This window comes from Citrobacter sp. Cpo015 (genome assembly GCF_030333035.1).
Classification (GTDB): Bacteria; Pseudomonadota; Gammaproteobacteria; order Enterobacterales; family Enterobacteriaceae; genus Citrobacter; species Citrobacter portucalensis.
In genome coordinates this window covers 1,005,670-1,025,945 of the sequence record NZ_JAOWGS010000037.1, presented here as the reverse complement: position 1 = coordinate 1,025,945, position 20,276 = coordinate 1,005,670, and the positions used below count along the sequence as shown (strand labels likewise).

Genomic DNA, 20,276 nt, shown 5'->3' with positions numbered 1-20,276 from the left:
TTTTATTGCTCTAGCGCCGCAGACAGTGCCGCCGGCTCATTCAGTGCCGAAGCAGTCAGGGTGTCAACAATACGTTTCGTCAGACCGGTCAGAACTTTACCCGGACCGACTTCATACAGGTGCTCTACGCCCTGGGATGCCATAAATTCAACGGTTTTAGTCCACTGAACCGGGCTATACAGCTGACGAACCAGCGCATCGCGAATTGCGTCTGCCGTGGTCTCGCACTTCACGTCGACGTTGTTCACAACCGGAACAGTCGGCGCGTTAAAGGTGATTTTCTGCAGCTCAACGGCCAGTTTCTCAGCGGCAGGCTTCATCAGCGCGCAGTGAGAAGGAACGCTGACCGGCAGCGGCAGCGCACGCTTAGCGCCCGCGGCTTTACAGGCAGCACCAGCACGTTCTACGGCTTCTTTATGCCCGGCAATAACCACCTGACCCGGTGAGTTAAAGTTTACTGGTGAAACCACCTGGCCTTCGGCAGACTCTTCGCACGCTTTAGCGATAGCGGCATCGTCCAGACCGATAATAGCAGACATGCCGCCAGTGCCTTCCGGAACCGCTTCCTGCATGAATTTGCCACGCAGTTCAACCAGACGTACGGCATCGGCAAAACCGATAACACCCGCACATACCAGAGCAGAATATTCGCCCAGGCTATGACCCGCCATCAGCGCAGGTGTTTTACCCCCCTGCTGCTGCCATACGCGATAAAGCGCAACGGATGCGGTCAACAGCGCGGGCTGCGTCTGCCAGGTTTTATTCAGTTCTTCAGCCGGACCTTGCTGAGTCAACGCCCACAGATCATAGCCCAGTGCAGCTGATGCTTCAGCAAATGTTTCTTCAACAATTGGGTAGTTTGCTGCCATTTCAGACAACATCCCAACGGTCTGGGAACCCTGCCCCGGAAACACAAATGCAAATTGCGTCATGTTTAAATCCTTATACTAGAAACGAACCAGCGCGGAGCCCCAGGTGAATCCACCCCCGAAGGCTTCAAGCAATATCAACTGCCCAGCTTTAATACGCCCGTCGCGGACGGCTTCGTCCAGCGCGCACGGTACGGAGGCAGCAGAGGTATTACCATGTCTGTCGAGCGTCACGACAACATTATCCATCGACATACCCAGCTTTTTAGCTGTCGCGCTGATAATGCGCAGGTTAGCCTGATGCGGCACCAGCCAGTCCAGCGCAGAACGGTCGAGATTATTGGCTTCCAGCGTTTCATCAACGATGTGCGCAAGCTCGGTCACCGCGACTTTAAATACTTCGTTACCCGCCATCGTCAGGTGGATCGGGTTTTCCGGGTTCACGCGATCGGCGTTAGGCAGCGTCAACAGTTCGCCGTAGCGACCGTCAGCGTGCAGATGCGTGGAGAGAATGCCTGGCTCTTCTGATGCGCTCAGTACAACCGCACCAGCCCCATCACCGAAAATGATGATCGTTCCGCGATCGGTTGGATCGCAGGTACGGGCCAGGACATCGGAGCCAACGACCAGAGCATGCTTAACTGCGCCAGATTTAACGTACTGGTCGGCAACGCTCAGGGCGTAAGTGAAGCCAGCACAAGCGGCTGCAACGTCAAACGCCGGACAGCCTTTGATCCCCAGCATACTTTGGATCTGGCATGCCGCGCTTGGAAATGCGTGAGTGGATGATGTGGTAGCAACCACAATCAGACCAATTTGTTCTTTGTCGATGCCCGCCATTTCAATCGCACGGTTTGCGGCGGCAAAGCCCATCGTCGCAACTGTTTCATTTGGCGCTGCAATATGGCGTTCACGGATACCTGTACGAGTGACGATCCACTCATCAGACGTCTCAACCATTTTTTCCAAATCGGCGTTAGTACGCACTTGTTCAGGCAGATAGCTGCCAGTACCAATAATCTTCGTATACATGTACGCTCAGTCACTTTTTGGTTATATACCGCTACGAGCAAATCGCTGATACGTTGGCCACATTCACAAACGCACCGTTATCTGTGTGCTCGTGATTTTGCGCTTTCGCCACCGTCCAGCAGTTCGAATCCAGCTGGGTATACAGATTCCAGGCGAGCGGCAATTCGCTGAGGAACTTGTCGCTGCACCGCCTGCACTGCCTGTTCAATCGCGACTTCAAATGCTCGCTGATTGGCCGCACCATGACTCTTAATCACCGTGCCGCGCAATCCTAACAGACAGGCGCCATTATACTGGTCGGGGTTGAGGTGACTAAATCGCCTTGTCAGGCTTTTTTGTAACCAACGTTTTAATAACAGAAGCCACCACGACCGTTTTTTGCCCTCACCCTGAGATTTCAGCAGTGAAAGGAACATTCTGACAACACCTTCCATCGTCTTTAATGTGACATTACCTGTAAAACCGTCACAGACCAACACATCGGTTTTGCCAGTCAGTAACTCATTGGCTTCAAGATAGCCGATATAATTAATGGAAGGGATTGTTTTTAGCACAGCTGAAGCATCTCGAATACTGTCAAGACCTTTCGTTTCTTCTTCGCCGATGTTGAGTAACGCCACGCGAGGATTGGCAATGCCAACAACCTCTTCTGCCAGCACGGAACCCATGACGGCAAATTGCACCAACATCGTGCTATCACAATCTACGTTGGCGCCCAAATCCAGCACCACCGTTTTGCCCTTTTGCTGATGGGGTAACACCGTCACCAACGCAGGACGCTCAATCCCCTCAAGAGGTTTGAGCAATAACTTCGCAAGTCCCATGAGTGCGCCCGTATTACCGGCGCTGACACAAGCTTGTGCCTGACCTTCTTTCACGAGCTCCAGGGCAACACGCATTGAGCTTCCACGACTGGCGCGAATAGCTTGCGAGGGCCGGGCATCACTGGCAATAACTGACTGAGCAGGGATAATCTGCAGACGCGAACGTTGTTCGAAGTCAGCTTTGGCAAGTAATGGCGTGATTGTATCGGGATCCCCGACTAAAAGAAGTGTGAGTTGCGAATTAGAATTCAGTGCCTGCAATGCTGCAGGCACTGTCACGGTAGGGCCAAAATCTCCCCCCATGACATCTAACGCCAGGGTTAGACGTGTCAAGGTATCGTCGCTGCCCGGTTAGGTGTTTCCCCAGTTACCCGGGGAAAGCCTCACTAAGCTTCATCACGCGTTCACTCTTTGTCTTTCTCACCAGAAGTGGGAAAGCCATTGAGTCATGCGTGATTACTTAGCGATTACCTTACGGCCACGGTAGAAACCGTCGGCAGTGATGTGGTGACGCAGGTGTTGTTCACCAGAAGTTTTGTCTACAGACAGGCTGGTGACTGCGGTCAGAGCGTCATGAGAACGACGCATGCCACGTTTGGAACGGGTTGGTTTATTCTGTTGTACGGCCATGGACCTTACTCCTCAATTACTTACGCTTTAAGCTGGCTAATACGGCAAATGGGTTTGGTTTTTGCGCTTCATCAGGCAATTCGCCAAAGACCATGTCCGCCTCGGACACTTCACAGTGTTCAGAATCATGCACCGGAACTACCGGCAAGGAGAGGATAATCTCATCTTCAACCATTGCAAGCAGATCGATTTCACCGAATTCGTTAACCTCAATCGGCTCATACGCTTCCGGGAGTGCTTCAGCCTGCTCGTCAGAACGGACAGGACTAAAACAATATGTTGTGTGAACATGAAGTGGGAACGGTTTCCCGCAACGCTGACATTCGAGCGTAACCGATACCTTCGCATCACCGGTTATAACGGCGAGACGCTGGTTATCGATAGCGAACGACATGGAGCATTCCACATCACTGTCCACACTGACTACAGAATCGGCGACGCGCTCAACCAGATCAGAAGTATAGATACCTTCATAATCGAGGCGTTTTTGAGCCGTACGAACCGGATCAAGAGTCAGGGGTAATTTTACCTTTTGCATAGGGCGCGCATATTAACTTTGTAACGTCATATAGTCAAAGAAAAAGGCAGCCTGTGGTTGCCTTTTGCCAATAATTCGCACACATTGCGGGTCATCGACTTAAAATCGCTCAAGACAAGCCACTACAGCCAGCTTGTAGGTCGAAGTCCATAGTTTAAAATGGCTATCATCAATACGCTATATGCGAGGGAAAAAATATGCCTCAACTTATTCTTGCTTCTACCTCCCCCTGGCGTCGCGCTTTACTCGAAAAACTGGCAATCCCGTTTGAATGCGCTGCGCCAGAGGTTGATGAAACGCCGTTGCCCGGCGAAGCACCACGCCATTTAGTCTTGCGACTGGCGCAGAAAAAAGCGCAATCTCTCGCCCACCGTTACCCATCGCATCTGATTATTGGCTCCGATCAAATTTGTGTTCTTGATGGTGAAATAACCGGCAAACCATTAACTGAAGAAAATGCGCGCCAACAATTACTCAAAGCCCGTGGCAATATTGTGACGTTTTACACCGGACTGGCGCTGTATAATTCTGCGACCGGACATTTACAAACTGAAGTAGAACCTTTTGACGTCCATTTCCGTCATTTAAGCGAGGCGGAAATTGATGATTATCTGCGCAAAGAGCGCCCGCTCCATTGTGCAGGTAGTTTCAAAAGTGAAGGGTTAGGTATTGCACTCTTTGAACGCCTGGAGGGTCGTGACCCAAATACCCTGATCGGTTTGCCGCTTATCGCGTTGTGTCAAATGCTGCGGCGGGAAGAGATGAACCCGTTGAATGCCTGATTGATCTGCCTGATGGCGACGCGATGCGTCTTATCAGGCCTACGGTGCATCACACGATTGTAGGCCTGATAAGCAACGCGCATCAGGCTTTACTGCGTAAAACCTCAAGGCAGCGCTTCAATTGCTTATCCATCGGCGCCTCAATACGCATCACTTCACCCGTTCCCGGATGGGTAAATTTCAACGCTGCGGCGTGCAGGAAAAGTCGATTCAACCCCGTATCCGCCAGTTGCTTATCGAACTCACGGTCACCGTAGCGATCGTCAAAAGCAATTGGATGACCGGCATACTGGGTATGCACACGAATCTGGTGCGTACGTCCGGTCACCGGGCTACAGCGCACAAGCGTGGCAAACGCATAGCGCTCTTCCACTTTAAAACGTGTTTCTGACGGTTTGCCTTCCTGGTTCACCCGCACGATACGCTCGCCACTTTGCAGAATGTTCTTTAACAGCGGCGCCTGCACGGTTTTGACATGCGACTGCCATTGGCCTCGAACCAGCGCGAGATAGTCTTTCTGCATGCCTTTTTCACGCAGTTGTTCATGCAATGAACGCAAGGCTGAGCGCTTTTTAGCCACCAGCAAAACGCCGGAGGTATCCCGGTCGAGGCGATGCACCAGTTCAAGGAAACGCGCTTCAGGTCGCAACGCACGTAATCCTTCAATGACGCCAAAGCTTAACCCGCTTCCGCCATGTACGGCCGTACCTGAAGGTTTGTTAAGCACCAGAATGTGGTCATCTTCATATAAAATGACGTCGGTCAGCGCCGCGACCTTTTGCAGGTTCGGTGAAATGGCCTCTTCTTCACGTTCAGCGACACGCACAGGTGGAATACGCACAATATCCCCGTCTTCGAGTTTGTACTCGGGTTTAATGCGTTTTTTATTCACCCGCACTTCGCCTTTACGCAAAATGCGATAAATCATACTTTTCGGCACGCCCTTAAGCTGGGTGCGCAAAAAGTTATCGATGCGTTGCCCTGCTTCGTCGGCAGTAATGGCAACTGTTTTTACGGCTGGAGTCTCTGTTTTCATGGGGGCCGATTTTAAATAGCCATCAAGATTCGCGCCACACATTTTTCTATGCTTATATTAACTGCTATACCTTATTACTTAAGTTTGACATAGCCGATTTGGTGGTTATTAAAGCAATCACTACGCGGAAGTGAAAAAACTGTGAGTAACCGGGTGATAAATGGCAAAAGTCATCTTGCTATAACAAGGTTAGCAGTGGAATAATGAGGTTGTTTCCGTGTTGAATCTTGTTAAAACAAGAACTTTTCCGGAATGACCCAATTTTGCCCGACCGATCATCAACGCAGCAATGGCGTAAGACGTATTGATCTTTCAGGCAGTTAGCGGGCTGCGGGTTGCAGTCCTTACCGGTAATATGGAAGCTTTTCTGGAGAGTAACACCCAGACTGTTCCCCTGATAATTGCGCTGTGTTTCCGTATGAAATACAGGCAACCGACACTCTGCGCCTCTTTGAGCTGACGATAACCGTGAGGTTGGCGACGCGAATAGACACGAGGCCATCGGTTCACACCCGGAAAGGCATTACTCTGCCCGCAGCTTAGTCGTCAATGTAAGAATAATGAGTAAGTTACGATGAAAAGAATGTTAATTAACGCAACTCAGCAGGAAGAGTTGCGTGTCGCCCTTGTAGATGGGCAACGTCTGTACGATCTGGATATCGAAAGTCCTGGACACGAACAGAAAAAAGCCAACATCTATAAAGGCAAAATTACCCGTATTGAACCGAGTCTGGAAGCTGCTTTTGTTGATTACGGCGCTGAACGTCACGGTTTCCTCCCGTTAAAAGAAATTGCCCGCGAATACTTCCCCGCTAACTACAACTCCCATGGTCGTCCCAACATTAAAGACGTGTTGCGCGAAGGTCAGGAAGTCATCGTTCAGATCGATAAAGAAGAACGCGGCAATAAAGGCGCTGCGCTGACTACCTTTATCAGCCTGGCGGGTAGTTATCTGGTTCTGATGCCGAACAACCCGCGCGCGGGCGGTATCTCCCGTCGTATTGAAGGCGACGACCGTACCGAATTAAAAGAAGCGCTGGCAAGCCTGGAACTGCCTGATGGCATGGGCCTTATCGTGCGTACCGCAGGGGTCGGCAAATCCGCCGAAGCGCTGCAGTGGGACCTGAGCTTCCGCCTGAAGCACTGGGAAGCGATTCAAAAAGCCGCTGACAGCCGCCCTGCTCCGTTCCTGATCCACCAGGAAAGCAACGTTATCGTTCGCGCTTTCCGAGACTACTTACGTCAGGACATCGGCGAAATCCTTATCGATAACCCGAAAGTGATGGAGATGGCGCGTCAGCACATCGCCGCACTGGGTCGTCCGGATTTCAGCAGCAAAATCAAACTGTACACCGGCGAAATCCCGCTGTTCAGCCACTATCAGATCGAGTCTCAGATTGAGTCCGCATTCCAGCGCGAAGTACGTCTGCCGTCCGGCGGCTCAATCGTTATTGACAGCACAGAGGCACTGACCGCTATCGATATCAACTCCGCACGCGCAACTCGCGGCGGCGACATCGAAGAAACAGCGTTCAACACTAACCTTGAAGCAGCCGATGAAATTGCCCGTCAGCTGCGTCTTCGCGACCTCGGCGGTCTGATTGTAATCGACTTCATTGATATGACGCCGGTTCGCCACCAGCGCGCGGTTGAAAACCGTCTGCGCGAGGCCGTACGCCAGGACAGAGCGCGTATTCAGATCAGCCATATTTCTCGCTTCGGTCTGCTGGAGATGTCTCGTCAGCGTCTGAGCCCGTCTCTGGGTGAATCCAGCCATCACGTGTGCCCGCGCTGCTCCGGCACCGGTACCGTACGTGATAACGAATCACTGTCGCTGTCTATTCTGCGTCTGATCGAAGAAGAAGCACTGAAAGAAAATACGCAAGAAGTTCACGCTATTGTTCCTGTGCCAATCGCCTCTTACCTGCTTAACGAAAAACGTACCGCGGTTAATGCTATCGAAACGCGTCAGAATGGCGTGCGCTGTGTGATCGTGCCAAACGATCAGATGGAAACCCCGCACTATTCTGTGCTGCGCGTACGCAAAGGGGAAGAAACACCGACCCTGAGCTACCTGCTGCCGAAACTGCATGAAGAGGCAATGGCATTGCCGACGGAAGAAGAGTACGTCGAGCGTAAACAGCCTGAGCAACCGGCGCTGGCCACCTTCGCCATGCCAGACGTTCCGCCAGCCCCTGCTCTGCAGGAACCTGCCGCGAAAGCCGCCGCGCCTAAAGCTGCAGCAGCAACCGCAGCCGTTGCCGCACAGCCCGGTTTGATTAGCCGTTTCTTTGGCGCACTGAAGTCCATCTTCGGTGGTAGCGAAGAAGTGAAACCGGTTGAACAACCTGCGCCGAAAGCTGAAGAGAAAACCGAACGCCAGCAGGATCGTCGTAAACCGCGTCAGAACAACCGTCGCGACCGTAACGATCGTCGTGATAACCGTGATAATCGCGGTGACCGTGACAACCGTAGCGAACGTTCAGAAAACGGCGAAAACCGTGAAGATAACCGCCGTAACCGTCGTCAGTCCCAGCAGCAAAATGCGGAAGCTCGCGATAACCGCCAGCAAACCACTGATGTTGTAGACAAAGCGAAATCCGGTGATGAACAGCAGGCGCCGCGTCGTGAACGCAACCGCCGTCGTAACGATGACAAGCGTCAGGCTCAGCAGGAAGTTAAAGAGCTGAACCAGGCTGAACAACCTGTGCAGGATACCGAGCAGGAAGAGCGCGTACGTCAGCCTCAAACCCGCCGCAAACAGCGTCAGTTGACTCAGAAAGTGCGTTTCACAGACAGTCCGGCGGTTGAAGCCGAAGTGGCTACTGTTGCTGCAATCGCTGAAACTGCTGTTGCTCAACCAACAGAACAGCCGGTACCGGCACAGCGCACCGAACTGGCGAAAGTTGATCTGCCAGCCGTCGTTGCGACTGAGCAGGAAGACAACAGCGAAGCTCGTGACGCCAACGGTATGCCGCGTCGTTCTCGCCGCTCTCCTCGCCATCTGCGCGTCAGTGGACAGCGTCGTCGTCGTTACCGTGACGAGCGTTATCCGGTTCAGTCGCCGATGCCGTTAACGGTCGCCTGCGCATCTCCTGAATTAGCGTCCGGTAAGGTTTGGATCCGCTACCCTGTTGCACGTCCTCAGGATCAGCAGGTTGAAGAACAGCGCGAACAGGAAATGGTCCAGCAGCAAGCTGCACCTGTCGCCGTAGAGCCTCAGGTTGCTGCCGCTGCCGTTGAACACATTGTGGATACCCCTGCGCCGGTTGAAGCCGTGCAACCAGAGGTTGTCGTAGCTGAGCCTCAGGCCGCCGTTGTTGAAACCACACAGGTTGAAACCACGCATCCGGAAGTGATTGAGACCCCGGTCGAGGAAGAACCGCAAATTATCGCTGCATCTGATGCGCCCGTAGCAGAAGAAATCACCGCTGAAGCCGAACCTGTGGCTGACGTTGTGACTGCACCGGTTGCCGAAGAGCCTGCAGAGGTTGTTATTCCCCAGCCAGAAGTGGTTGAAGAGATTACTGAGGTTGTGGAAACAGCGCCAGTTGTTGAAGAAGTTGCAGCGCCGAAAGACGTTGTTGCCGCGCCTGTCGTCGAAACTGAAGTCGTTAAGGCTGAAGTTGTCGCAGCCAGCGCTGATGCTGAACACCTGCACAGCCATGCAACCGCGCCAATGACCCGCGCTCCGGCACCGGAATATGTGCCAGAAGCGCCGCGTCATAGCGACTGGCAGCGTCCGGCATTCGCCTTTGAAGGCAAAGGTGCCGCAGGTGGACACAGCGCAACGCATCAAGCGACTGCGCCAGCAACACGTCCACAGCCTGTTGAGTAAGCCATAATCAATATCAAAGCCGGCCCTCGGGTCGGCTTTTTTATATCTGATCTACACCTTTCATCCCCGTCAGCTGCGGCATAACATCCTTCATTAGGGCCAGAAACTTGCGTAAGCGGGTCGGATAGTAACGCGCCCACGGATAAACCAAATGTACAGGCAACGGCGCCGCATGCCACTCAGGTAGCAACGCAACCAGACGTCCATTGGCAATATCCTCCGCCACCATCCAGCTTGAAACAATTGTCACTCCCAACCCCGCCAGCGCGGCATTTCTTGCGACATAAATACTGTCTGTGCTTAATCTGGGTGAAATATTCAGCGTGACTGGCTCATTACGCAATTGGTGCAACAACGAAACGCTATGCTGATAAAACGTGTTCACGGCAATCCAGGGCAGCGCTGATAACTGCTCAGGATGAGAAAGCTCGCCATATTGCTCCAGCAGTCCTGGACTCACCACCATACTACGGGGAACTTCAGCCAGTAAGACGGAAACCGTGGCCGGATCCACCTCAGCACCAACCCTGATCGCACAATCAATATTATCGCTCAGAAAATCAACGGTTTTATCGTTGAGCATCCACTCTACTGCCAACTGGGGATAGCGCGAAAGAAACTGCAAAAGCGGCTCAAGTAGTTGTTGTTGCCCGAACGCATGCGGAGCGCGGACTCGCAACGTCCCCACCGGTTCATCTTCTGTGACATTAAGTCCATCTTCCAGCGCCAGCCAGGCATCAATAATCTTCTTAGCATACTGATAGCCTCTTTCACCATCGTCGGTCAATTTCATCGCATGCGTGGTACGCATAAGCAGTTTCACACCCAGCAGCGTTTCCAGCGATTGCAGCCGTCGGCTAACGGTCGCCTGCGTCGTCCCTATCTGTTTTGCTGCTGCCGAAAGCGATCCTGCTTCAACAATACGTACAAACGTACGCATCAGCTCCACCCTGTCTATACGCTCATTTTTTATCATTTTCAGTTTTATCATACGCCTGACGTATAACTGTTTTACCACTGCGCTCGCTACCGCGCCACTCGCTTAAGGATAAAAATAGCCGCACATCCTGTGATTGAGGAATCATTTGTGAACACACATACCGCACTTTCCCGTTGGGTCATTTTTATTCTGGCAATGGGCGCCGGATTCAGCGTGGCCGCTATCTACTACGCCCAGCCTCTTCTGCCTTTAATGGGTCAGGATCTGGCCTTAAGTCTCACCGGTATGGGGTTGGTCCCGACGCTGACCCAGGCGGGATATGCGTTAGGTATATTGTTTTTATTGCCATTAGGCGATCGTTATGACCGCCGGACATTAATCCTGCTGAAAAGCATCTCTCTTGCCGCGCTGCTGCTGGCCTGTAGCTTTACCGGTCAGTTGCATTCGCTATTACTGGTGAGCCTGCTGATGGGAATGGCGGCAACCATGGCACAAGATATTGTGCCTGCGGCGGCAATACTGGCGCCCGAAGGCAAGCAGGGAAAAACGGTGGGCACGGTGATGACGGGCCTTCTGCTGGGGATTTTACTCTCACGTACCGTCAGTGGAGTGGTGGGCGAAGCGTTTGGCTGGCGCGAGATGTACCAACTCGCTGCCGTCAGCATTGCCGTAATTACCGCGATTATGTGGAAAGTACTGCCTCGCTTTACGGTCCATTCCACGTTGAGCTATCCATCATTAATGTTCTCAATGGCGCAACTTTGGCAACGATATTCCACCTTGCGCCGCGCAGCACTGGCACAAGGCTTTCTGTCCATTGCTTTTAGCGCCTTCTGGTCTACGCTGGCGGTAATGTTATCTGAGCATTACCACATGGGTAGCGCTATAGCGGGTGCTTTTGGTATCGCGGGAGCAGCCGGAGCGCTTGCCGCACCGATGGCGGGCCATCTTGCCGATAAAGTGGGTGCGGCAAAAGTAACGCAATTGGGTGCTTTGCTGGTAACGGTATCTTTCGCACTGATGTTTTTGTTACCCGCCCTGCCCGTTCAGGGGCAGTGGCTGCTCATCGCCCTTTCGGCGGTAGGTTTTGATCTCGGATTGCAATCCAGCCTGGTTGCCCACCAGAATCTGGTCTATAGCCTGGAACCTCTGGCACGAGGACGATTGAACGCTCTGCTGTTTACGATGGTGTTTATCGGTATGTCGCTGGGTTCGGTTCTCGGAAGTCAGGTCTACGCCCTGGCAAATTGGGAAGGTGTCGTTGCATTGGCTACCTTCAGCAGTGCAATTGCGTTGGTCATAAGACTGACGGGGAACCCGTCGCTTAGTAAGACGTCGGTTGCCTAAAAAAATGCCCGCTCCGGGGTGTTAAAGGAGCGGGCAGACAAACATACCCAGTTTCAAGATATGTTTCAAAACGAGGCGTTAACGATTGAGCTGGAACAACGACATTCCCTGCATATCGGTGAACGCTTTATAGGATGCCTGTAGCGCAGCCTGCTGCATGACATAAGACGAGATCGCGGCGTTCCAGTCGACATCCACCAGATTACTCATCTGCTGAGTTTGGCCTAATGCACGATCGGCACCCAGTGAATCCAGCGAGCTTAATTCACTCAGCTGCGTACCTAATTCTGCACGAACAGACAGGACGTTATTCAACGAGTTTTTCAGGCCACGGCTGGTTTTATCAATGGCAGCAGCGGCTTTGTCTTTTGCCACATCATCACCCGCAATCGGGATTTTGAGCTCTGCAATCGCGCTATCCAGCATTTTAAACAGGTTCTTTTCCTGAGTGCCGCCACCAGGTTCCGGTACAGCGTTGCTTGTCAGGTTGGCGAATACTTTATCGCCAGTATGACCAATCACCATGGTTCGGGAGGCATCGACCTGTTGGGTAACGTTTGTTGTACCGCCGCTGTAAGCGCCATCTGCTTGGGCAAACGGTGCGGATTCTGTTTTATATCCACCGAAAATATAGCGACCATTACCGTCGGTACTGTTTGCCAGGTTCATCAGCTGATCGCGGATCCCCTGCAGGTCGGTGGCCAGTGATGCACGGTCATCATCACTTAACGTTCCGTTCCCGGCATAAACGATTTTTTCCTGTGCAGCCTGAATTGCCGTCGTCACCTGGCTCAGAACATTCTCTTCCAGCGACACCTTTTGCGTCGCGAATGAGCGTGCCAGCGTATATTGGCTGTTCTGCGCCTGAGCCTGAGAAAGTACCACGGCCTGCGAGGCGGCAATCGGATCGTCTGATGGGTTGATCACGCGTTTGCCCGTTGACATCTGCTCGCCGAACTTCATCCATTCAGCCTGAGAGTTAGTGATGCCACGCATATTCTGCTGGTACATCATCTGGGTGCTGATACGCATTGTGTCCCTCTCCCTTAGCGGATATTAATCAGTGCATCAAACAACGCATTCGCGGTCTGCAGCACTTGCGCGTTAGCCAGGTAATACTGCTGAAAACGCTGTAAATTACCGTACTCTTCGTCGAGGTTAACGCCGGAAATAGACTGTTGCTGCCGGTAAAGCTGTGTCACCACGTTGTTCTGGGTGGTGGCACTGGTTTTCAGCGTAGCGGTTTTGTTCCCGACATCGCTTACCAGCGTGGCATATGCATCGTTGAAGGTCTTATTGCCGACAGTCGCTTTGGTTTGCAGATCTAACAGTTTCTGACCGTTACGGTTGTCGCTCTTGCCTTTATCGATGGTGGGGTCCGTATCATTTTTAGACACTTGAGCCATGGCGATTTTCGACTCATCAGTCACCTTGACTTTCATATCAACGATGACGTTCTCTACCGGCTTCAGAATAAAACTGTCATTCTCTTGAGGCCCGGGCTTGGTGGGATCAATAGTCACCGTCACTTTCAGACCATCAATATCCAGTTTTCCGTCCTTATCAGGTTTAGCTTCAAACGTTGTGTTATCTGCCAGACGCGTCACCTGCCACTTACCGCCACTGAACACAACCTTATAGTCGGTAGCCTGTACTTTCGAACTATCACCAACTTCTGCAGTTAATTCCGCTTTGCCAATGTTATTCTTATTACTCAAAACTGACGGGCTGCCGATATCGAAGAAATTCTCACCTTTATCGCCGTTGGCATCAAAACCTTCTTTATGCTGGGCGTTAAATGCACTGGCAAATGCAAGCGCCAGTTGGCCGAGGGTATTACGCGTCTGATCCAGCTCCTGAGAACGGAAGGTGAGCAGTCCGCCCAGTGAACCGGTATTCAGCAGTTTCTCCGGAATTTCAACAGCTCCGGCAACGCCATCAACGTAGGCCACGGTTGTACGATTAGGATCATCGCTGGAAGGCACTGCCGCCAGTTGACGCGCATTGCTGCCCTGCACCAGCGAATAGCCGTTGGCCATGGTCAGGTTGTAAGTGCCACCATCCTGAACGCTGACTTCAACACCGACAATCTGATTCAATTCACTGACCAGCTGATCGCGCTGGTCAAGCAGGTCGTTAGGAGACGCACCTGCGCCGACGCCTGTCATACGAGAAATCTGGTCGTTGAGGCTGGCAATTTGTTTCGAATAGTTGTTGATCTGATCAACGCTGGCTTTAATCGCGGTGTTGACCTGCTTATCCTGATCGCGCAGATACTGGTCGGTCGTTTTAAACTGATTCACCAACCCATCAGCTTTACCGATTAGCGCCTGGCGTGCCGCCGGATCTTCGGCGTTGCTGACCAGCGTTTGCAGGCTGGTAAAAAAGTCCTGCATGGAGGTCGAAATAGAACTGGTTTTGCTGGAGAGCAGATTGTCGATTTTTGACATTTGCTCATAACGTGTCGTCAGACCGCTGCTCTGGTTCTGCGCTGCTCGCAACTGGTTAGTGATAAAGGAGTCATATTCACGTTGTACACCAGAAACATAGACACCATTGCCTACCCAGCCCCCCGCACCCAGCGTGCTGTTCGCTTGCGCCATAATTGTCGTCTGTCGGGTATATCCGGCAACGTTATAGCTGGAGATGTTGTTACTGGCAGTATTCAACGCGGCCTGCGCTGCGCTGAGTCCACTCATCGCGTTATTAATCAAGCTGGACATGGAGGTTCCTTGTAATCCTTCAATACTCGTTATTATCGGCAGCAGGTCGGTAGACTTGAGCTATTTAAAAGAGATTATCGATGTTCGTGCTGTAGGTTTTGCTCACTTTTTCACTCATCGATTTCAACTGCTGGATCATGCTGGTTAATTTTCGCGCATAGTTAGGGTCTGTGGCGTAACCCGCATTTTGCAATGCCTGCGCCCCTTGCTCGGCGGTCGCGGCAGCGGTCACTGCCGCATAGCGCGGGTTACGCGATATCAGACCGACATAATCCGACAACGCTTCAAGGTAAGAGCTATAGACACGGAATCTGGCTTTCACCTTTTTCGCCTCACCGTTCTCATATTCAGTCGTGGTGATTTCAGTGGTTGGACCTTTCCAGCTTCCTGAAGCCTTCACACCAAAAATGTTAAAGCTCGGTTCACCGTTCTCACGGCGAATTTGTCGCTGCCCCCATCCGGATTCCAGCGCCGCCTGTGCCAGAATCAGATGATGCGGGACCCCGCTTTGCTGGCTGGCCAGCTTAGCTGGCAGCGATAGCTGGGCGAGGAAGTCTTTACTGTCACCTGACAGCGGCTCATCATTGCTTTCCGTCGCCCGGGGGATGGCTTTGCGGACCAGTTGCGTCAATGCCTGATTTTGATAGCTGGTCACCGTTTCCAGTGAAAACTTCATCGGCACCTGCGGCGCGTCATCCGCAGGTTGCGCTTGCCCTTCAGTCATCTGCTTGACCATCATTTCAGCCAACCCCAGACCTTTGCCTGCGGTCATTTGCTGCGCAATTTGTTGGTCATACATACTGGTATACAAGCGCGTTGAATCGCTGCTAAACACGCCATCTTTCGGCAGCGCTTCACGCATGCTTTTCAGCATCATCTGCACGAACATCCCTTCAACCTGACGGGCGACCGGACGGATATTCGCCGCCGGGTCCTGGCCCGCTTTCGCTTTCAGTTCGTTCAGTGATTGCGCATCCCAGGCAGCGCTGGTCAACAGTTTGCTGTCACCAATCATTAGATGATTTCCAGTTTGGCGCGTAAGCAACCCGCGCTCTGCATCGATTGCAGAATGGACATCAGATCCATCGGCGTTGCCCCCAGCGCATTCAGCGCACGCACCACATTGTTCAGGTTGGCGCTGGAACGCACGCTTTGCAACGAACCACCGCTCTGGCGCAGGTCAATCTGGGTTTGAGGCGTCACCACGGTTTGTCCACCGCCAAACGGTGTGTCCGGCTGGCTGACGTTCGCCTGGCGGTTTACCGTAATCGACAAGTTGCCTTGTGCCACAGCACAGCTATCCAGCGTCACTTCACGGTTCATGACGACAGATCCGGTGCGCGAGTTGATAATCACTTTCGCATCCTGCGGCGTGACGTTCACCTCAATATTCTGGATATCAGCGAGGAAACGCACCTGCGAGCTGTTGCCGCTTGGCACGCGCACCTGAATGGTTCGGGCATCCAACGCTGTTGCGCTACCAAAGCCACGCGAACGGTTGATGGTGTCGGTAATCTGCTGCGCCATCGTGAAATCTTCATTATTGAGCTGCAGATTAATGGTGTTACCACCGCCGAACTGGCTGGGTAATTCACGTTCGATAATCGCGCCGTTGGTAATGCGTCCACCATTGAGCTGGTTAACCTGTACGCTACTGCCACCTGCAGCCGCGCCCGCACCGCCCACCAAAATATTCCCCTGAGCCAAGGCATACACCTGACTATCGACCCCTTTTAACGGGGTCATCAGCAGCGTACCGCCGCGCAGGCTTTTGGCATTCCCCATAGAGGAGACCACTACGTCGATGGTTTGTCCCTGACGACCGAATGCAGGAAACGACGCGGTAACCATCACCGCCGCCACGTTTTTCAGCTGCATATTGGTGCCAGTTGGCACGGTTATCCCCAACTGCGAAAGCATGTTATTGAGCGTTTGCGTCGTAAACGGCGTCTGTGTGGTCTGGTCACCCGTTCCATCCAGACCCACCACCAGCCCATAACCTATCAACGAGTTTTCCCGCACCCCCTGAACGCTGGTCAGGTCACGAATACGGTCAGCATGCGCAAAGGTGGTTATCAGCACCAGTACCATTCCAACAAAAGATTTAAACACTGGGTACCTCGCTTACATCGGCGACAAGTTAAGGAAGAAACGCTGCAACCAGCCCATATTCTGCGCTTCATTGATGTAGCCGTTACCGACGTACTCAATACGCGCGTCCGCAACCTGGGTTGACGGTACGGAGTTGCTGCCACTGATGGTGCGCGGGTTAACGACCCCGGAGAAGCGAATGAATTCAGTGCCCTGATTTATAGCGATCTGTTTTTCACCCACGACATGTAAGTTGCCATTCACCAGTACCTGATCGACCGTTACGGTCAGCGTACCGCTAAAGGTATTTCTGGCGTTCGCGCCGCCTTTACCGTTAAAGGAGTTACCGCCGGAGGCTTCTACGTCGGCACGTTCGTTACCGAACAATCCTTCCAAATAGCGCGGTACGGTATCAAAGCCAAAGTTTGTCTTGCCGTCGCGGCTGGCGTTCGCCGAAGAGCTTTTGCTCGCGCTGACGTTTTCTTGCAATACGATGGTCAGCGTATCGCCAATATTGCGTGGACGACGATCTTCAAAGAGTGGCTGATAACCATAGTTAATCGGTTGTGCCGACTGGAAGATTGAGCCATTCGCCACCGGCGTTGGACCTGGAACAGGCTGGGCAGACGTTGCGCCCTGCACGAGCGGCGTGGCCGGGATCCAGGCACATCCTGTTAGTGAAACCACCAGCAGGGCTAAAATTGGGTATGGGTGAAGCGCGTATTTTCGCATTGCGGTCATCTTCAAAATCAGTGTGCCGGTGAGGTTTTCACCCCACCGGGCTCCACTTTAGAGTTGCGTCAGTTTTTGCAGCATCTGATCGGTGGTCGATACCGCTTTACTGTTGATTTCGTAAGCGCGCTGAACCTGGATCATGTTTACCAGCTCTTCCGCCACGTTGACGTTAGAGGTTTCAACATAGCCCTGATACAGCAGACCCGCGCCGTTCAGCCCTGGCGTGCTCTCATTCGGCGCACCGGATGACTGCGTTTCGGTGTACAGATTCTCACCAATGCTTTCCAGACCGGTATCGTTCATGAAGGTTGTCAGGTTAAGCTGCCCGACCTGAACAGGCGCCGCCTGCCCCTGTTGGGTCACGCTGACAATACCGTCACGTCCAATGGTGATACTGAGCGAGTTAGCCGGAATGGTGATGGCAGGCTGAACCTGAAAACCACCCGCCGTCACCAACTGACCGTTCTGATCCACCTGGAAAGAACCGTCGCGGGTATAAGCGGACGTACCATCGGGCAACATGACCTGGAAAAAGCCCTGGCCTTTAATCGCCACATCTTTACTGTTGTTGGTCTGCGACAGGTTACCCTGGCTGTGTAAACGCTCGGTCGCAACCGGACGTACGCCGGTACCAATCTGCAAACCAGACGGCAGTGTGGTCTGTTCAGAAGACTGTGCGCCAGGCTGACGAATCGTCTGGTACAACAGATCTTCAAATACGGCACGTTGGCGCTTAAATCCGTTGGTGCTGACGTTTGCCAGGTTGTTGGCAATCACATCCATGTTTGTTTGCTGCGCATCCAGGCCGGTTTTGGCGATCCATAATGAACTGATCATAAAATGTCCTGTATTAACTCATCGACAGCAGTTGGTTGGCGCGGCCCGCGTTATCATCCACGCTACTGATAATTTTCATCTGCATTTCAAAGCGGCGGGCGTTGGCGATCATGTCGCTCATCGCAGCAACCGGTTTAACGTTACTGCCTTCCAGCACGCCAGACATCACACGGATGCTGGGGTCAGCCTGTAACGTCGCACCACGGGTTGCCTGTGCGGCCTGGGTCAGACGGAACATACCGTCATCGCCACGTTGCACTTCAAGCCCTGTAGCCTTCACCAGCTTCAACCGCCCCACTGGCGCGACCGTATTAGCCGGATCGCCAGGGTTAAGTGCAGAAATGGTCCCGTCCGCCGCAATGGTGACTTCCGAGCCTTCTGGTACGGCGATCGGTCCGGCTTCGCCAATTACCGGGTGTCCCTGAATAGTCAGTTCACCCGTTGGGCTCACCTGAATAGCACCGTTACGGGTATATCCTTCGCTACCGTCCGCGGTCTGCACAGCCAACCAGCCATCCTGTTGCAGCGCCACATCCAGCGGGCGGGAGGTATAGTCCATCTGACCGGGCGTCATATCGGCCCCCGGCGTGGAGGCCACCACCAGCGTACGCGTCGGTAAAGACAATCCTTCTACAGGAACCGCGCGCAGTGCATTGAGCTGCGCACGAAACCCTGGCGTGGAGGCGTTTGCCAGGTTGCTGGCCGTCACCGCCTGTTGATTCAGCGTCTGACTGGCCGCGCCCATGGCGGTATAAATTGCGTGATCCATTAAGCCATCCCGTCAGGCGCTTAGCGCAGGTTGACCAGCGTGTTGAGGATCTGATCCTGGGTTTTGATGGTCTGCGCGTTCGACTGATAGTTACGCTGGGCGACAATCATATTCACCAGTTCTTTACTCAAATCCACGTTTGACGCTTCCAGCGCGCCGTTGGTCAGCTTGCCGAAGTTACCTTCGCCTGCGGTACCCAGCAGCGCCACGCCGGAAGACTGAGTCGCCGCCCAGACGTTGTCGCCCTGAGACGCCAGACCTTCGTTGTTGGCAAAGTTTGCCAGCACGATCTGCCCCAGAACCTGTTGCTGTTCGTTGGAGTAGTTACCGACCACGGTACCGTCATTGTTAATCTGGTAGCTCACCAGATCGCCCGGCTTGTAGCCGTTCTGATTCGTGGCAACGATGTTGTTGGCACCGGTGTTCTGCTGCATGGAGTTCAGGAAGCTCAGGGAGAAGTTCGCCGGAACTGCGCCATTGATCGGACCGGTTGTAATTTTGATATCCTTTGGCCAGACGGCTGGAGCCGTCGGTGGTACTTCGGCTGCCGTGGCGCTAATACCTAAAAACAAACCATTATTATCAAAACGCATAAACCCTGCCGATTTCTCAGCATCCCCAGTAGAAGCATCTTGAGTGAAGACTTCCCAGGTGTTGCTCTGCGCGTTTTTGACATAAAAAATGTTCATGTCATGAGCGTTACCCTGGCTATCGAAAACGGTAACACTGCCTTTTTTGTTGTAGGAATCGGCATCGCTTGGGTTAAACGGGGTCTTGGTAGGGACCTTGTCAGTGGAGTTCAGGTTGACCTGCATTGACGCAGTGGTGGTTGATTTAGCCGCCATCAGCGTATTCGGGATAGTGATCGGTGCCGGGTTCGCACCCTGCTGAACTGTTGGCGGTGTACCGGTAGCCGGATAGCCCGTCAGCTGCAGCCCCTGCATGTTAACGATATTGCGGTTTTCATCGAGCTTGAACTGACCGTTACGGCTGTAGAAAACGGAACCGTTGCTGTCTACCATACGGAAAAAACCGTTCTGGCTGATAGCAACGTCCAGACCACGTCCGGTGTTGGTGGTAGTACCGTCGGTAAAGTCCTGAGTAATACCTGCAACTTTAACGCCCAAACCGACTTTCGAACCGGCAAACATATCGGCAAATGATGCCGTGCCAGATTTAAAACCGTAGGTGGCGGAGTTGGCGATGTTGTTACCAATGACATCGAGGTTGGTCGCTGCAGCGTTCAGACCGCTGACCGCTTGAGAAAAGGCCATGACTTACTCCT

18 protein-coding genes are annotated in these 20,276 nt (G+C 53.0%); 3 read left to right on the top strand and 15 right to left on the bottom strand.

The features are described 5' to 3' along the window. Positions 1-2: 2 nt before the first annotated feature. The 5 genes from fabD to yceD form a co-directional block, all read right to left on the bottom strand. On the bottom strand, positions 3-932 hold the full coding sequence (fabD, locus tag OGY67_RS20665; protein ID WP_003832182.1) for an ACP S-malonyltransferase: 930 nt from the start codon (positions 930-932) through the stop codon (positions 3-5). A gap of 15 nt (positions 933-947) precedes the next feature. Continuing rightward, positions 948-1,901: a beta-ketoacyl-ACP synthase III gene (fabH, locus tag OGY67_RS20660; protein WP_003832181.1), complete on the bottom strand. Its 954-nt coding sequence runs from the start codon at positions 1,899-1,901 to the stop codon at positions 948-950. Between the two features lie 77 nt (positions 1,902-1,978). Next, positions 1,979-3,058 carry a phosphate acyltransferase PlsX gene (gene plsX, locus OGY67_RS20655; protein ID WP_071846967.1) on the bottom strand — a complete coding sequence of 360 codons (1,080 nt, stop codon included), beginning with the start codon at positions 3,056-3,058 and terminating at the stop codon, positions 1,979-1,981. A 123-nt stretch (positions 3,059-3,181) separates the two neighbouring features. Next, positions 3,182-3,355, bottom strand: a complete 174-nt coding sequence (gene rpmF / locus OGY67_RS20650) for a 50S ribosomal protein L32 (RefSeq protein WP_003036242.1) — start codon at positions 3,353-3,355, stop codon at positions 3,182-3,184. A gap of 16 nt (positions 3,356-3,371) precedes the next feature. Then, positions 3,372-3,893: a 23S rRNA accumulation protein YceD gene (yceD, locus tag OGY67_RS20645; protein ID WP_003036239.1), complete on the bottom strand. Its 522-nt coding sequence runs from the start codon at positions 3,891-3,893 to the stop codon at positions 3,372-3,374. A 197-nt stretch (positions 3,894-4,090) separates the two neighbouring features. Between yceD and OGY67_RS20640 the strand changes: the two genes are divergently transcribed. Next, positions 4,091-4,675, top strand: a complete 585-nt coding sequence (locus OGY67_RS20640) for a Maf family protein (protein ID WP_003832177.1) — start codon at positions 4,091-4,093, stop codon at positions 4,673-4,675. Between the two features lie 82 nt (positions 4,676-4,757). Here the strand turns inward: OGY67_RS20640 and rluC are convergent, their stop codons facing one another. After that, entirely contained in the window at positions 4,758-5,711 is a 954-nt protein-coding gene (rluC, locus tag OGY67_RS20635; RefSeq protein WP_003036228.1) for a 23S rRNA pseudouridine(955/2504/2580) synthase RluC, read from the bottom strand. A 574-nt stretch (positions 5,712-6,285) separates the two neighbouring features. Here rluC and rne point away from each other — a divergent pair. After that, positions 6,286-9,549, top strand: a complete 3,264-nt coding sequence (rne, locus tag OGY67_RS20630; protein ID WP_286574454.1) for a ribonuclease E — start codon at positions 6,286-6,288, stop codon at positions 9,547-9,549. A gap of 40 nt (positions 9,550-9,589) precedes the next feature. Here rne and OGY67_RS20625 read toward each other — a convergent pair whose 3' ends face one another. After that, entirely contained in the window at positions 9,590-10,540 is a 951-nt protein-coding gene (locus OGY67_RS20625) for a LysR family transcriptional regulator (protein ID WP_286574453.1), read from the bottom strand. 96 nt (positions 10,541-10,636) lie between these two features. Here OGY67_RS20625 and OGY67_RS20620 point away from each other — a divergent pair, with 96 nt between their 5' ends. Continuing rightward, the gene (locus tag OGY67_RS20620) at positions 10,637-11,836 is read left to right on the top strand and encodes an MFS transporter (protein ID WP_286574452.1); all 1,200 of its coding nucleotides are present in this window, start codon (positions 10,637-10,639) and stop codon (positions 11,834-11,836) included. 78 nt (positions 11,837-11,914) lie between these two features. Here OGY67_RS20620 and flgL read toward each other — a convergent pair whose 3' ends face one another. The 8 genes from flgL to flgE form a co-directional block, all read right to left on the bottom strand. Continuing rightward, the gene (gene flgL / locus OGY67_RS20615) at positions 11,915-12,868 is read right to left on the bottom strand and encodes a flagellar hook-associated protein FlgL (protein WP_048235651.1); all 954 of its coding nucleotides are present in this window, start codon (positions 12,866-12,868) and stop codon (positions 11,915-11,917) included. Positions 12,869-12,882: 14 nt separating this feature from the next. Further along, entirely contained in the window at positions 12,883-14,559 is a 1,677-nt protein-coding gene (gene flgK / locus OGY67_RS20610; protein ID WP_100272647.1) for a flagellar hook-associated protein FlgK, read from the bottom strand. A gap of 64 nt (positions 14,560-14,623) precedes the next feature. After that, positions 14,624-15,574: a flagellar assembly peptidoglycan hydrolase FlgJ gene (gene flgJ / locus OGY67_RS20605; RefSeq protein WP_016152632.1), complete on the bottom strand. Its 951-nt coding sequence runs from the start codon at positions 15,572-15,574 to the stop codon at positions 14,624-14,626. Then, positions 15,574-16,650: a flagellar basal body P-ring protein FlgI gene (locus tag OGY67_RS20600; RefSeq protein ID WP_032934416.1), complete on the bottom strand. Its 1,077-nt coding sequence runs from the start codon at positions 16,648-16,650 to the stop codon at positions 15,574-15,576. The genes flgJ and OGY67_RS20600 overlap by 1 nt, the downstream gene beginning before the upstream one ends. 33 nt (positions 16,651-16,683) lie before the next feature. After that, positions 16,684-17,382: a flagellar basal body L-ring protein FlgH gene (locus tag OGY67_RS20595; protein ID WP_032934415.1), complete on the bottom strand. Its 699-nt coding sequence runs from the start codon at positions 17,380-17,382 to the stop codon at positions 16,684-16,686. 57 nt (positions 17,383-17,439) lie between these two features. Beyond that, on the bottom strand, positions 17,440-18,222 hold the full coding sequence (gene flgG, locus OGY67_RS20590) for a flagellar basal-body rod protein FlgG (protein WP_003036202.1): 783 nt from the start codon (positions 18,220-18,222) through the stop codon (positions 17,440-17,442). Between the two features lie 13 nt (positions 18,223-18,235). After that, positions 18,236-18,991 carry a flagellar basal body rod protein FlgF gene (locus OGY67_RS20585; protein WP_003832161.1) on the bottom strand — a complete coding sequence of 252 codons (756 nt, stop codon included), beginning with the start codon at positions 18,989-18,991 and terminating at the stop codon, positions 18,236-18,238. A 20-nt stretch (positions 18,992-19,011) separates the two neighbouring features. Next, positions 19,012-20,265 (bottom strand): flagellar hook protein FlgE, encoded by a 1,254-nt coding sequence (gene flgE / locus OGY67_RS20580; protein ID WP_048214467.1) that lies wholly within the window; start codon positions 20,263-20,265, stop codon positions 19,012-19,014. Between the last annotated feature and the right edge of the window lie 11 nt (positions 20,266-20,276).